This window comes from Morococcus cerebrosus (assembly GCF_022749515.1).
Lineage (GTDB): Bacteria > Pseudomonadota > Gammaproteobacteria > Burkholderiales > Neisseriaceae > Neisseria > Neisseria cerebrosa.
In genome coordinates this window covers 1,313,078-1,326,200 of the sequence record NZ_CP094242.1, presented here as the reverse complement: position 1 = coordinate 1,326,200, position 13,123 = coordinate 1,313,078, and the positions used below count along the sequence as shown (strand labels likewise).

The following is a 13,123-nucleotide window of genomic DNA, read 5'->3' as shown; positions in this document are numbered from 1 at the left end:
ATTTTATCGCAAAAAGTTGCCGATAAAAATAGAAGCGTACATCGGCTTTTTCAAGTCTTGAAATACGCTTTTCCATCCCAATTTAAGCCACATTCCGAATTTATTACCAAGTAGAGAACAATATGCCGACAAAAGAAAAACATTTTGAGGAATACAGCGCACTGGCAACCCTGCCTTTACGCGATGTCGTCGTTTATCCGCACATGGTGTTGCCGCTGTTTGTAGGCCGCCCGAAATCCATTGCGGCATTGGAAGCGGCAATGGCGAATGACGATCCGGTGTTTTTGCTGGCGCAAATCGACCCGAACACCGAAGATCCGACTGCGTCCGATTTGCACCGTACGGGTACGGTCGCGCAGGTTTTGCAGGTGTTGAAGCTGCCTGACGGCACGGTGAAAGTGTTGGTCGAAGGTATCCGGCGCGGCAGGGTGTTGACCATTGAAGAGAGCGGCGGACTGTTCCTGTCCCATGTCGAAGCTGTCAACGAGTATGCGGATGCGGACAATCCCGATATTGAAGCCATTCGCCGCACGCTGCTTACCCAGTTTGACCAATATGCCAAGTTAAATAAAAAAATCCCTGCCGAAATCATTAATACCATCAACAGCATCGATGATAACAGCCGTTTGGTGGACACGATTGCGGCGCATTTGCAGTTGAAACTGGAGCAGCGTCAGCAGATTTTGGAAACCTTCGGCATTATCGGCCGTATGGAGTTTCTGCTTGCCCAGTTGGAATCCGAACTGGACATCATGCAGGTCGAAAAACGCATCCGCGGCCGCGTCAAACGCCAGATGGAAAAATCCCAGCGTGAGTATTATCTGAACGAGCAAGTGAAAGCGATTCAGAAAGAATTGGGCGAAGAAGACGAACGCGGCGAATTGGATGCGTTGGAAGCAAAAATCAAAGAAGCGGGCATGACCAAGGAGGCTGAAGAGAAATGTCTGTCCGAACTGAAAAAGCTCAAAATGATGCCGCCTATGTCTGCGGAATCCACCGTGGTACGCAACTACATCGATACTTTGCTTGAGCTGCCGTGGAAGAAAAAATCCCGTGTCAGCAAAGATATTGCCAAAGCCGATTTGGTGTTGAACGCCGACCACTATGGCTTGGAAAAAGTCAAAGAACGGATTTTGGAATACCTCGCCGTCCAAAAACGTATGGACAAGCTCAAAGGTCCGATTCTGTGTTTGGTCGGTCCTCCGGGGGTGGGTAAAACCTCTTTGGGAGAATCCATTGCCAAAGCAACAGGCCGCCAATATGTCCGTATGGCTTTGGGTGGCGTGCGCGACGAAAGCGAAATCCGCGGCCACCGCCGCACCTATATCGGCTCTATGCCCGGCAAAATCCTGCAAAACATGGCTAAGGCAGGCGTGAAGAATCCGCTGTTCCTGCTCGACGAAATCGACAAATTGGGCAGCGACTTCCGAGGCGATCCCGCCAGTGCGTTGCTTGAGGTGCTTGATCCTGAGCAAAACAACAAGTTTGCCGATCATTATGCGGAAGTGGATTACGATTTGAGCGATGTGATGTTTATCGCCACATCTAATAGCTTGAACATCCCGACCCCGTTGCTCGACCGCATGGAAATCATCCGTTTGTCCGGCTATACCGAAGACGAGAAAATCAATATCGCCATGCAGTATCTCGTGCCGAAGCAAATGAAACGCAACGGCGTGAAAGAAGGCGAATTGGTCGTCGAAGAAAGCGCGGTGCGCGATATTATCCGTTATTACACGCGTGAAGCCGGTGTGCGTTCGCTTGATCGCGAGATTGCCAAAATCTGCCGCAAGGTGGTGATGCAGATTACCTTGAACGAAGATAAGAAGAGGTCGTCTGAAACCAAAAAAACCAGCAAAGCCAAGCCTAAAGCGATTAAAGTCAATGAGAAAAACCTGCATGACTACTTGGGCGTGCGCCGCTTCGATTACGGCGTTGCCGAAAGTGAAAACCGTATCGGACAGGTTACCGGTTTGGCGTGGACGGAAGTCGGCGGCGAATTGCTGACTGTCGAAGCCGTGGCGTTGCCGGGCAAGGGCGTGATCCAGTGTACCGGCCAGTTGGGCGACGTGATGAAGGAATCTGTGTCCGCGGCATGGTCTGTTGTCCGTTCCCGTGCAGAATCAGTGGGTTTGGCTCCTGATTTTTACGAGAAAAAAGACATCCATGTTCACGTTCCCGAAGGCGCAACGCCGAAAGACGGCCCGAGCGCAGGTATTGCCATGACTTTGGCGATGGTGTCTGCCTTCACCAAAATTCCGGTGCGCGCCGATGTGGCGATGACAGGCGAAATCACCCTGCGCGGCGAAGTCTTGCCAATCGGCGGTTTGAAGGAAAAACTGTTGGCTGCCTTGCGCGGCGGCATCAAACACGTCCTGATTCCGAAAGACAACGTCAAAGACTTGGAAGAAATCCCTGAAAACGTGAAAACCGGCCTGACCATCCATCCGGTCAAATGGATAGACGAAGTCCTTGCTTTGGGCTTAGAAAGCCAGCCGACACCTTGGGTTGCGCCTTTAAGTACCGAAGAGGCGCAGGTTGAAGCCGCCAAGCCTAAGTCAAGGGCGAAAGCGACCAAACACTGATTTTGTAAAAAATGTGTTGCAAAAGATGCGGGTTTGCCTTGAAAGCCTGTAAAATAGGGCAATTCCGCATTTTTTGCTTGACACGGTATTTTCAGAATTGCTATAAAGCGCAAAGGTACTCAAAAGTACGAAGCCCCGAGTATTCGGGCATTTCATTATTTTCAACGATAGGAAGGGACTGATTGTGAATAAGTCTGAATTGATCGAAGCAATTGCTCAAGAAGCCGGCATTTCTAAAGCTGCCGCCCAAAAAGCTCTGGATGCCACTACCAATGCTGTAACCAACGCTCTGAAAAAAGGCGACACCGTAACTCTGGTCGGTTTCGGTACTTTCTACGTTGGCGAACGCGCAGAACGTCAAGGCCGCAACCCTAAAACCGGTGAGCCTCTGACCATCGCTGCTGCTAAAACTCCTAAATTCCGTGCCGGTAAAGCATTGAAAGATGCCCTGTAATTTTCCCTTGTAAAAAACCGATTCCATATGGGGAATCGGTTTTTTATTTTATAGACTGCCTAAGAAGTTTTCAGTATTTGAATATGGCATCAGATAGGCTTTTGATTCTGTAATTTCGCATTTTCTACCTTTTTAGCAAACCATAAGGCAGCCATTGTGCCAAGCATATCCGCTATTCCGTCTCCAAGTGAACCTTCCCTCGTCGTTGTAAATGTTGCTTGAGCCCATTCGCTAAAGAAGGCAAACAATAAGGCGAATATCAATAGTTTTTTATAAGGCACGTGTTTTTGCTCGGCTAAAAAGATTTTGGCTATTAACCATATTTGTGCAAAGAACGTAATGAAATGGGCAACCTTGTCGAAATTGGGAAAGGGAGGGGGCGCATTGCCGGACTCTTTGAAAAGTAATGCGTAAATACTTGCTGCAAACCAAGCTGCTGCTAACAAGGTAAACTTATTCAAAGGCAGTTTCATTGTGTTTCCTCATCCAGCCATTTTTGGCAGATGGCGGACAAACGGATAAATTTATCCCCCCGTTTGTCCAGTTCATCACACCATAGTTTGACTTCTTCAATGGTCGGTGCTTCGTCCAAGCTGCATTCGTATAAGAAAAAGTCCAGTGTTTCTTCTACCGTTCCGACAGATTCTGTTTGAATTAATTCTAGAAGCTCATTCATTGTTTGCTCCCAAAGGTCGTCTGAAATTTATTTGCTGTGTAAAAAACGTACGGCTTCTTCCCATTCTCCGGCTAACAGCATGGGAACGGCTTTTAATGATTTATTGATGGCTTCATCAATTTGCTGCCTGTGTTCCGGGCTGGGTTTATTCAGGACATAGCCGACAACCAGATTTCGGTCTCCCGGATGATCGATACCCAAGCGCAGGCGGTAAAAATCAGGCGTTCCCAAGCGTGCCTGAATGTCTTTTAAGCCGTTATGACCGCCGTTTCCCCCACCCAATTTAAATTTTATCCTGCCGCACGGTATATCCAGTTCGTCATGGACGACCAGGATTTCTTCAGGCTTGATTTTGTAGAATTGCGCCAGCGCGGCTACTGCCTGACCGGAGCGGTTCATAAATGTTGAAGGTTTTAAAAACCATAAGTCTGAGCCGGATATGCTGATGCGGGCTACTGAGCCGAAGAATTTTTTTTCTTCTTTTAAAGTGGCTTTATATTGCCATGCCAATTCGTCGATAAACCAGAATCCGGCATTGTGGCGCGTTTGTTCGTATTCCGAACCGGGATTTCCCAGTCCTACAATCATTTTGATTTTATTTGACATTGTGTTTCCTCAAAGAGAGGTCGTCTGAAAACAGCAAACGGTTTTCAGACGACCTTTTCAAGCATTTTATTTGGTTTTACCGACCCGTTTGCGTCTTGCTTCTTTCGGGTCAATCAGTAAAGGGCGGTATATCTCGATACGGTCTCGGTCGCGCAACAAAACGTCATCTTTGACTCTTTTTCCAAAAATACCCAAAGGGGCCGCATTCAAATCCAATTCAGGAAAATCTTTATCCAAGCCGCTTTGACGCACAGCCGTCCTTGCGGTTGCTCCTTGCTCAATACGGATTGAGCGCAATATCTGTTTTTCAGCCGTGCCGTAAACAATTTCGATTTCAAGCATAGCGTCTGTCTGCCTCTTTGACGAATGCATCGACCAGCGTACCGGAGAGGTGGTTGAATACGGGGGAAATGACGGTAGAAAGCAGCATATTGGAAAAATCATATTCCAAACGAAATTCGATTTTACACATATCACCGCCCAAATCGATAAACTTCCATGTACCGCGCAAGGTTTTGAAAGGGCCTTCCAGCAAGTCCATACGGATTTCCGAGCCGGGAATGTTGTGGTTGTGTGTCGCAAAAGATTGACGCACACCCATATAGTCCATGAACAGCCGTGCTTTGAGTTCCTTATCTTTGCGCTCTATGACTTCGGTTTTACTGTACCATGGGAGAAAGTTTGGATAGTCCTCAACTTTATCGACCAAGTCGAACATCTGTTTTGCGCTGTGCAGCACCAATACGTTTTTTTCAACCTTTTTCATGGTTAAAACGGCCTGAAAGAAAAATCGTATTATAAACGAGTTTACCGTCTTTTTCAGACGACACTTTACCGTATTATATATTTGAGAATAAAAGAATTATTATAATAGAATAAACAAGAAGGCGAAATTCTGATAAACTTGCGCGACTTGGCCGCCGGTTGGCTTGTATAGCATAAAACAAGAAAAATTAATTATCCGGCGCATTTTAGACAAATCGGATTATAAAAATGAATACCGCTGACACATTTTACAGGGAAGCAATTTCACATTTGACTAGGACACCTCCTGATTTTGAGGCAGCCGTTCCTTTGTTGCGTCAGGCTGCGCAAGCTGGGCATGCGGAATCTGCATTCCAACTTGCAGGCTGTCTGTTGCAGGGCTTAGGGACTTCGGCGGATAGGCAGGCAGGTATCAGACTGATGCAGCAGGCGGCGGGAAGCGGGCATCCTTATGCTCGATACAATCTGCTCCAGATTCAAGAATCACAAGGCATGCCTTTCAATACATTGATGGCAGCTTACAAGGAGCTGGCTGAAGAAGGTATCATCCATGCCCAGCTTAAGCTGATGCGGAGTTTGCATGACGGTGGGCGGCATGAAGAGGCGTTGCAATGGGCGTACATGGCTGCCGCTCAGCATCATCCACAGGCATTATACTTTTTAGCGCAACACCATCAATATGCCTCACCTCCCGATTTTGCTCAGGCACATTTGTTTTACCGACAAGCTGCGGAGCAGGATTTTCCTGCAGCACATTGGCAGCTGGGACTGCAATATAAATTAGGACAGGGAACCGACCCGAACAAGCAGCTTGCCGTTGTTCATCTGCGCCATGCGGCTGATAGTGGGATTGTTGCCGCACAAACCATGTTGGCGGATTTACTGCTGGAAACTGATCCGCAAGAGGCCATACACCGTTTGAAGGCTGCGGCAAGAGGCGGCAGCAGCGACGCGCAGGTAAGATTGGCAGAGATTTACCTCTTGGGAAAATGGGTGGAACGCAATACCGGCAAGGCTCATGCGTATGCGGAAAAAGCGGCTGCACAGCAGCATTCCGAAGCTTTAAGGATTTTGGGCGATATTTACCGTTATGGTCTGGGTGTGGTTCCCGATCCTATCAAGGCACGGCGCTATTACCGTCAGGCAGTGGATAAAGGAAATATCCAGGCACATCAGAAACTGCTTGCCGATATTGCCTTGGGCAATAAACCCGAGGAATATGCCGAAGCAAAAGAAAAAGCCTTGAAGAAGCAGGAGGCAGAGCAACTTTATCAGCAGGCGTTTGCCGCGCATTATGGTTTGAACCGCCATCCTGATCATTTAGAGGCATTGAGGCTGTATGAACGTTCGGCTTTATTGGGTCATGGAAAGGCGCAGACCAATTTGGGTATGATGTATTACAATGGACACGGTACGGCTCAGAATTATGCCAAAGCGGCAGAATGGTTCGAAAAAGCGGCTCTAAATCATGATGCAATGGCGCAATACAATCTTGCCTGCCTTTATTTTAACGGAACGGGCATAGCGCATGATGCAGATGAAGCGTGTAAATGGTTGGAGGCCGCTATTCGCAACGGACACGATCAGCCTGAGGTATTGAAGCAGCTTTTGGCACAATGGCGGCAGGCTGCGGCTTAAGCCGACCGCCGGCATTTCAATAGATCATAAATCGAACGTCCTTGGATTCGGATTTCAAGTGCAACACTAGGGTACCAGTGGTTGGAACAGATTTAAGAATAAAACACTTGGCGTTTCGTAGCCAAGTGTTTTTCTCGGCCGGTGGTTCAACTCATCTTGAACCCTGCGTATCTCCCGATCGCTGATGTTTCGGAAATCGGTTTGTTTGGGGAAATATTGCCGGATGAGTCCATTGGTGTTCTCATTCAGCCCTTTTTCCCAAGAATGGTAAGGGCGGCAAAAATAGGTTTTCGCCTTCAATGCTTTGGCTATTTTGGTGTGTTGGTAGAACTCTTTGCCGTTATCCATGGTGATGGTGTGGACTCTGGCTTTATATGCCTTTAATACCCTAATGGCCGCCCGGGCAGTGTCTTCGGCTTTTAAGTTCTTTAATTTGCAGATGATGGTGTAGCGGGTAGTGCGTTCGACCAAGGTCAATAACGCGCTTTTCTGATTTTTGCCGACGATGGTGTCGGCCTCCCAATCGCCGATGCGGGTTTTCCGGTCGACGATAGCAGGTCGGTTCTCTATGCCGACGCGGTCGGGCACTTTGCCTCTGGTCCATGTGCTGCCGTAGCGTTTGCGGTAGGGTTTGCTGCATATTCTGAGGTGTTGCCACAAAGTGCCGCCGTTGCTTTTGTCTTGGCGAAGGTAGCGGTAAATGGTGCTGTGATGGAGTGTGATCCCGTGGTGTTTATGCAGGTAGGCACATACTTGTTCGGGACTGAGTTTGCGGCGGATAAGGGTGTCGATGTGTTGAACCAGCTGCGAATCGAGCTTATAGGGTTTTCGCCGGTGCTGTTTGGTCAGCCGGCTTTGCTTCTGTGCTTTTTCGGCGCTGTATTGCTGTCCTTGGATGCAGTGCCGCTTGATTTCGCGGCTGATGGTGCTTTTGTGGCGGTTGAGCTGTTTGGCGATTTCGGCGATGGTGCAGTGGCGGGACAGGTATTGGATATGGTATCGTTCGTCTTGGGTCAGTTGTGTGTAGCTCATGGCAATCTTTCTTGCAGGACAGGCCGTATGCTACCGCATACTGGCCTTTTTCTGTTATGGAAAGTTGCACTTCAAATGCGAATCCGCCGTCGTCTGAAAACCGTCAGGCTTTCAGACGACGTTTGATTTATAGTGGATTAACTTTAAACCAGTACGGTGTTGCCTCGCCTTGCTGTACTATCTGTACTGTCTGCGGCTTCGTCGCCTTGTCCTGATTTAAATTTAATCCACTATATGAGACCTTTGCAAAAAAGCCCTTCCCCCCCCGACAGCCGAAACCCAAACACAGGTTTTCGTCTGTTTCCGCCCCTAATTGCTCCTGATTTTACCCAAACACCCCCTTAATCCTCCCCGGACGCCCCATAATCAGGCATCCGGGCCGCTTTTTAAGCAGCAACAGGCACACTTAGCCTGTTAGCCGCTTTCAACAGGTTCAAACACATCGCCTTCAGATGGCTTTGCGCACTCACTTTGAGCAGACCAAAATAGGCTGCCCGGGCGTAGCGGAATTTACGGTGCAGCGTACCAAAGCTTTGTTCGACCACATAACGGGTCTTTGACAAATATCGGTTGCGTTTGGTTTGCGCTTCCGTCAGCGGACGGTTGCGGTGGGCTTTGCGCATAATGCCGTCTAACAACTGATGCTCTTTCAGATGTTGCCGGTTTTCCTTGCTGTCGTAGCCTTTGTCAGCATAAACGGTCGTACCTTCGGCAATACCCTCCAACAAAGGGGAAAGATGGTTACACTCATGGACATTGGCGGGGGTGATGTGCAGTTTCTCGATATAGCCTTCCTCATCGGTACGGGTATGTTGTTTGTAACCGAGTTTGTAGAGGCCGTTTTTCTTTGTCCAACGGGCATCTTTGTCCTTACTCGGTGTGGTTTGTCCGCTGACTTGTCCTTCCTCGTCGACTTCTATGGCCTGACGCTGTTTGTTGCCGGCAGTCTGAATAATGGTGGCATCAATGACGGCGGCGGATGCTTTCTCTACTTTTGGGTTTTTTTCGGTCAGTTGTCGGTTAATCAGTTCCAGCAATTCGGACAGGGTGTCGTCTTGCGCCAGCCAGTTGCGGTAGCGGCATAAGGTGCTGTAATCGGGGATGCTCAGTTCGTCAAAACGGCAAAACAGGTTGAAATCGATGCGGGTGATGAGGCTGTGTTCGAGTTCGGGATCGGAGAGGCTGTGCCATTGGCCGAGCAGGACGGCTTTAAACATGGACAACAGGGGATAGGCGGGACGGCCGCGGTGGTCTCTAAGGTAACGGGTTCTTTGACGGTTCAGGTACTGTTCGATCGGTTGCCAATCAATCACTTGATCCAATTTCAATAGTGGGAAGCGGTCGATGTGTTTGGCAATCATGGCTTGTGCGGTTTGCCGGAAGAAGGTGCTCATGAGAAATCCCCTAAATGTCTTGGTGGGAATTTAGGGGATTTTGGGGAATTTTGCAAAGGTCTCTGGCGATGTACTATTGCTATAAACGGGGCTAAGGTAACTATTTTTTAAGATACGTTTGATGAGAAGACTGCGACGAGGTCGTCTGAAAACAGTCTTGAAGTCTTCAAGCTGCTTTTCAGACGACCTCTTGCGCTGGTCGGTTTATTTCTTCAAGAATGCCCGTTTCAGAATAATCAGCCAATCTTTTTTATCCAAAACAGGGCGTTGTGTAAACATATCGTATTTGCAGCCGTCCAGTTTCTGCAAAATCAGTTGTCCGCCGACAATAATCATCCGCAATTCAAATCCCAAGCGGCCTTTCAGCGTTTTACCCAAGGGCGAACCGCCTTTGAGCATTTGGAACGCGCGGTTGCATTCATACGCCATCAGTCTTTGGAACGCAAAATCCGCTTTGCCTTCGGCGATTTGCGCTTCGCTGACATTAAATTTTTGCAAGTCGTCCTGCGGGATATAGACGCGGCCTTTCTGCCAATCAACGGCAACGTCCTGCCAAAAGTTGATGAGTTGCAACGCGGTACAGATGCCGTCGCTTTGGGCGATGCTGACTTCGTCGGTTTGTCCGTACAGGTGCAGCATAATGCGCCCGACCGGATTGGCGGAACGGCGGCAGTAATCGATCAGGTCGCCAAAATCCTGATAACGGGTTTTGACAACATCTTGACTGAATGCGGACAAAAGATCGTAAAACGGCTGCAGCGGCAGCTTGAAAGGCGCGATGGCTTCACGTTGCAAACGTTGCATTAGCGGGGTCAGCGGCGCTTCACCGCGCTGTATGCGGTCGAGTTCGGATTTGAGTTCGTCCAAAGCGCGCAAGCGTTCATCGGACTCGGCATTGCCTTCATCGGCGAGGTCGTCCGCAGTGCGCGCAAAAGTGTAAACGGCATGGGTAGGCTTGCGCAGGCGGCGCGGCATGACAAGCGAGCCGACGGGGAAATTTTCGTAATGGTTGACGGACATGATGGATTCGGGATTCAGGTATTGCAGGTGATAGAATGTCGATTCGTTTTTTTGCGGGCAGATGCCCTGTAATGTGAAATTTGAAGTGCTTGACGGCTGATATTCTAGCCCGTAAGCATCGGTTTCAATACTTCCCAAGCTTGCGGCAGTTCTGTGAAGCCGTCGGATGCCATCAGGTGTCCGCCTTTGGCGATGTGGGTAACGGGGCTTTTGAGTTTTTCCGCCATACTCAAGGTCAATTCGGGCGGAACGTGGGTGTCGTTGTCGGAGACAATGCAGTGTTTAGGCATTTGGATTTTGCGCAGGATGTCGAATTCGGGCGCGGCCCCTTTGATGTAGGCATCAAGGACGGGCAGAGGGGGCAGTGGGTCAGTGAATCCTGCCGCCAGTACTAAGCCGCCGATTTTTTCGGGCTGCTGACGGCTGAGGAAGTGCAGAAGGGTGATGCAGCCTAGGCTGTGTCCGACTAAGAAGGTGCTTTCGTCGGGTTTGCCGATGTGTTGGTCGAGGGCGAACTGCCAAGAAGAAATGGTCGGCCGTTCGGGATTGGGCATCGCCAGCGAGTCGGCTTGGAAGCCTGCGGCGCGGACTTGTGCCGAGAGCCAGTCAAACCAGTTGCCGTGCGGATTGCCTTCAAAACCGTGTACGATAAAGACGCGTCGGGGCATGTCGATTACTCCTTTTCAGACGACCTACAATTTACTTATTATAACACTCATCGTTTATTTCAGTTTTATCGTTACCTTTGGTAAAAGTAATTTGAACTTTGGTTGCAATCTAAGCAAGTATGTCTGTAAAAGCTTGAAGAAATCGGTATTTTTATTTTCAGACAACCTTGCGTACGGTAATTTTAGTTTGTTTTTAATTTGATTATGAACTTCTTAAATATTTTTCCGGTCACACTAGGGGCGGTTGTCGGCGCGGTGTTGCGTTGGATACTTGGTTTGCTGCTTCCCGTTGCGCCGCTTTTGGGCTGGGGGACGCTGGCCGCAAACTGGATAGGGGCTTTGCTTATCGGATTTTGTGCCGAATGGGTCGCAGATCCCCAATGGCGTTTGCTGTTGATTACGGGTTTCTTAGGCAGTCTGACCACATTGTCCTCTTTTTCCCTTGAATCGGTGGCTATGATGCAGGAGGGGCGGTGGGGGGCTGCTGCATTATCCGTATGCCTCCATGTCGGCGGTTCGTTTATATTAACGGCAGCGGGTATTTGGTTGGCACATTGTTTGAAATGAGGCAAAACTGTAGGCGTTGATGTGGCATTACTTGACTGCTTGCCGAAAAAAGGTCGTCTGAAAATCCAAATTCTGGTTTTCAGACGACCTTTTTGTCGAGGTTATTCAAGTATTCAAAAGCAGCCGTATGATAAATTCGTCCTGAGGGAGGGTTAATTTGAGATTGCGGATATCCCCCTGCACCAGTAGAGGCCTTATGCCCAGTTGTTCTACGGCAGAGGCTTCATCGGTAATACCGTTTAAGTCGGAGGCGGATAGGGCGCGATTCAATAATCCTGCTTGAAAAAGTTGCGGTGTCTGTGCCTGCCATAAGTCTGCACGAGGTACGGTTTCTAGGATTTGTCCGTCGGTATCGGAACGTTTGATGGTGTCGGCTGCGGGAATGGCCAAAATGCCGCCTTCTGCTTTTGTTCCGGCTTCCTGAATCAGGCGAGACAGGGCATCGTGGGGCAGGCAGCAGCGGGCGGCATCGTGAACCAAAATATTATCATGGTTATCCGCCAACTTCTTTTCTATCAGTGTTTGCACACCATTACGGACGGTTTCTGCCCGGGTATTGCCTCCGACGTTGAAAACCACTGTCTTATCAGAGGTTGTCTGAAGATGATTAATAAAAGGATCATCAGGTGAGACAATAATGGCGACCAAGTCGATAAACGGATGTTGTGTAAAAATGGCAACCGTATGCTCTAAGACGGTTTTGCCGTGTATCTGGATATATTGTTTGGGTTTGCCTGCACCGAAGCGAGCGCCGATCCCTGCGGCGGGAATCAGGGCGATGTGCCGTCTGTTCATACATTCTCTCCCGCGGCTGCCTGCCTCCATATGCAGGTCTCTCCCAGCACGTCGAGATATTTTTCGTGTTCTGCAAGCTCTTCAGAATTGGCTTTGATAACTTTTAAGTGCGACGAACGTTTTGTTTCGGCGATGATGACAGGCTTGTCTTCTTTTGTTTCTTCTTCACCTTCTCCACCCATTAAGTCGAATTGTTGGCGCGTCATCGCCAAATAAACTTCGCCTAAAAGTTCGCAGTCGATTAAAGCGCCATGCAGTACGCGTTTGCTTCTGTCGATGGAAAGACGGTTGCACAAGGCATCCAGGCTGGCTTTTTGCCCAGGAAACATTTCACGCGCCATCGCCAGCGTATCTGTAATCTCACAACCAAGCTCTTCGACGGAGGGCAGACCCATGCGGCGGAATTCCATATTTAAGAAGCCTACGTCGAATTTTGCATTGTGGATAATCAATTCCGCTCCACGGATAAATTCGCTGATTTCCTGTCCGACCTTTGCAAATGGCGGAGCGTTTTTCTCTTCCAAAACGTCAATCGTCAGCCCGTGTACGCGTGCGGCTTCTTCAGGCATATCGCGCTCGGGATGGACGTAAAGGTGCAGGAAGCGTCCGGTCATTTGGCGGTTGACCATTTCCAGTCCTGCAAACTCGACCAAGCGGTCGCCGTTTTCGGCGTAAAGGCCGGTGGTTTCGGTATCAAGGATAATCTGGCGTCTCATCAAATGCTCCAATGACTGAATGAAAAAATGTCTCGTATCATACTCAAGGAGGGGGTGAAAGTATAGAGTGGTGTTGCTTTGTATTCTTATTGGGATGTTGTTTAGATGAGGGAAAATATTTTAGACAAGTGGGGTATGAGCCGTCTTATGGTTACCAAAAGTAGAAATTGCTGACAATTTTCAGACGAGCGAAAGCAGTTTGTCTTT

15 protein-coding genes and 1 pseudogene are annotated in these 13,123 nt (G+C 49.0%); 4 read left to right on the top strand and 12 right to left on the bottom strand.

The window, feature by feature from the left end; translation table 11 throughout:
• Window positions 1-122: 122 nt before the first annotated feature.
• A complete protein-coding gene (gene lon / locus MON37_RS06135; RefSeq protein WP_039408474.1) occupies window positions 123-2,585 on the top strand; it encodes an endopeptidase La in 2,463 nt (820 codons plus the stop codon).
• Between the two features lie 184 nt (window positions 2,586-2,769).
• The gene (locus MON37_RS06130) at window positions 2,770-3,039 is read left to right on the top strand and encodes an HU family DNA-binding protein (protein WP_003677477.1); all 270 of its coding nucleotides are present in this window, start codon (window positions 2,770-2,772) and stop codon (window positions 3,037-3,039) included.
• An 89-nt stretch (window positions 3,040-3,128) separates the two neighbouring features.
• On the opposite strand, the gene MON37_RS06125 is transcribed toward MON37_RS06130, so the two are convergent.
• The 5 genes from MON37_RS06125 to MON37_RS06105 form a co-directional block, all read right to left on the bottom strand.
• Window positions 3,129-3,512: a VanZ family protein gene (locus MON37_RS06125; RefSeq protein ID WP_039408470.1), complete on the bottom strand. Its 384-nt coding sequence runs from the start codon at window positions 3,510-3,512 to the stop codon at window positions 3,129-3,131.
• Complete coding sequence (locus MON37_RS06120; RefSeq protein ID WP_039408467.1) at window positions 3,509-3,715, bottom strand: hypothetical protein; 207 nt, start codon at window positions 3,713-3,715, stop codon at window positions 3,509-3,511. Before MON37_RS06120 ends, MON37_RS06125 begins: the two co-directional genes overlap by 4 nt.
• A gap of 27 nt (window positions 3,716-3,742) precedes the next feature.
• Complete coding sequence (gene pth / locus MON37_RS06115; protein WP_039408464.1) at window positions 3,743-4,321, bottom strand: aminoacyl-tRNA hydrolase; 579 nt, start codon at window positions 4,319-4,321, stop codon at window positions 3,743-3,745.
• 66 nt (window positions 4,322-4,387) lie between these two features.
• Complete coding sequence (locus MON37_RS06110) at window positions 4,388-4,663, bottom strand: RnfH family protein (RefSeq protein WP_039408462.1); 276 nt, start codon at window positions 4,661-4,663, stop codon at window positions 4,388-4,390.
• Window positions 4,656-5,087: a type II toxin-antitoxin system RatA family toxin gene (locus MON37_RS06105; protein WP_003742453.1), complete on the bottom strand. Its 432-nt coding sequence runs from the start codon at window positions 5,085-5,087 to the stop codon at window positions 4,656-4,658. Before MON37_RS06105 ends, MON37_RS06110 begins: the two co-directional genes overlap by 8 nt.
• A gap of 227 nt (window positions 5,088-5,314) precedes the next feature.
• Here MON37_RS06105 and MON37_RS06100 point away from each other — a divergent pair, with 227 nt between their 5' ends.
• Entirely contained in the window at window positions 5,315-6,724 is a 1,410-nt protein-coding gene (locus MON37_RS06100) for a tetratricopeptide repeat protein (protein WP_039408461.1), read from the top strand.
• 66 nt (window positions 6,725-6,790) lie between these two features.
• On the opposite strand, the gene MON37_RS06095 is transcribed toward MON37_RS06100, so the two are convergent.
• The 5 genes and pseudogenes from MON37_RS06095 to MON37_RS06075 form a co-directional block, all read right to left on the bottom strand.
• Entirely contained in the window at window positions 6,791-7,756 is a 966-nt protein-coding gene (locus MON37_RS06095) for an IS30 family transposase (protein ID WP_242883537.1), read from the bottom strand.
• 130 nt (window positions 7,757-7,886) lie between these two features.
• Window positions 7,887-8,000: pseudogene (locus MON37_RS06090) on the bottom strand (IS5/IS1182 family transposase); the annotation flags it as partial.
• A 142-nt stretch (window positions 8,001-8,142) separates the two neighbouring features.
• Complete coding sequence (locus tag MON37_RS06085) at window positions 8,143-9,150, bottom strand: IS5 family transposase (protein ID WP_242883534.1); 1,008 nt, start codon at window positions 9,148-9,150, stop codon at window positions 8,143-8,145.
• Window positions 9,151-9,354: 204 nt separating this feature from the next.
• Window positions 9,355-10,170, bottom strand: a complete 816-nt coding sequence (hpnC, locus tag MON37_RS06080) for a squalene synthase HpnC (protein WP_039407525.1) — start codon at window positions 10,168-10,170, stop codon at window positions 9,355-9,357.
• A gap of 104 nt (window positions 10,171-10,274) precedes the next feature.
• Window positions 10,275-10,838: an RBBP9/YdeN family alpha/beta hydrolase gene (locus MON37_RS06075; protein ID WP_039407528.1), complete on the bottom strand. Its 564-nt coding sequence runs from the start codon at window positions 10,836-10,838 to the stop codon at window positions 10,275-10,277.
• 204 nt (window positions 10,839-11,042) lie between these two features.
• Here MON37_RS06075 and crcB point away from each other — a divergent pair, with 204 nt between their 5' ends.
• Window positions 11,043-11,405: a fluoride efflux transporter CrcB gene (gene crcB, locus MON37_RS06070; protein WP_039407535.1), complete on the top strand. Its 363-nt coding sequence runs from the start codon at window positions 11,043-11,045 to the stop codon at window positions 11,403-11,405.
• A 105-nt stretch (window positions 11,406-11,510) separates the two neighbouring features.
• Here crcB and ispD read toward each other — a convergent pair whose 3' ends face one another.
• Entirely contained in the window at window positions 11,511-12,200 is a 690-nt protein-coding gene (ispD, locus tag MON37_RS06065; RefSeq protein WP_039407538.1) for a 2-C-methyl-D-erythritol 4-phosphate cytidylyltransferase, read from the bottom strand.
• Window positions 12,197-12,919, bottom strand: a complete 723-nt coding sequence (dnaQ, locus tag MON37_RS06060; RefSeq protein ID WP_082013623.1) for a DNA polymerase III subunit epsilon — start codon at window positions 12,917-12,919, stop codon at window positions 12,197-12,199. The genes ispD and dnaQ overlap by 4 nt, the downstream gene beginning before the upstream one ends.
• Between the last annotated feature and the right edge of the window lie 204 nt (window positions 12,920-13,123).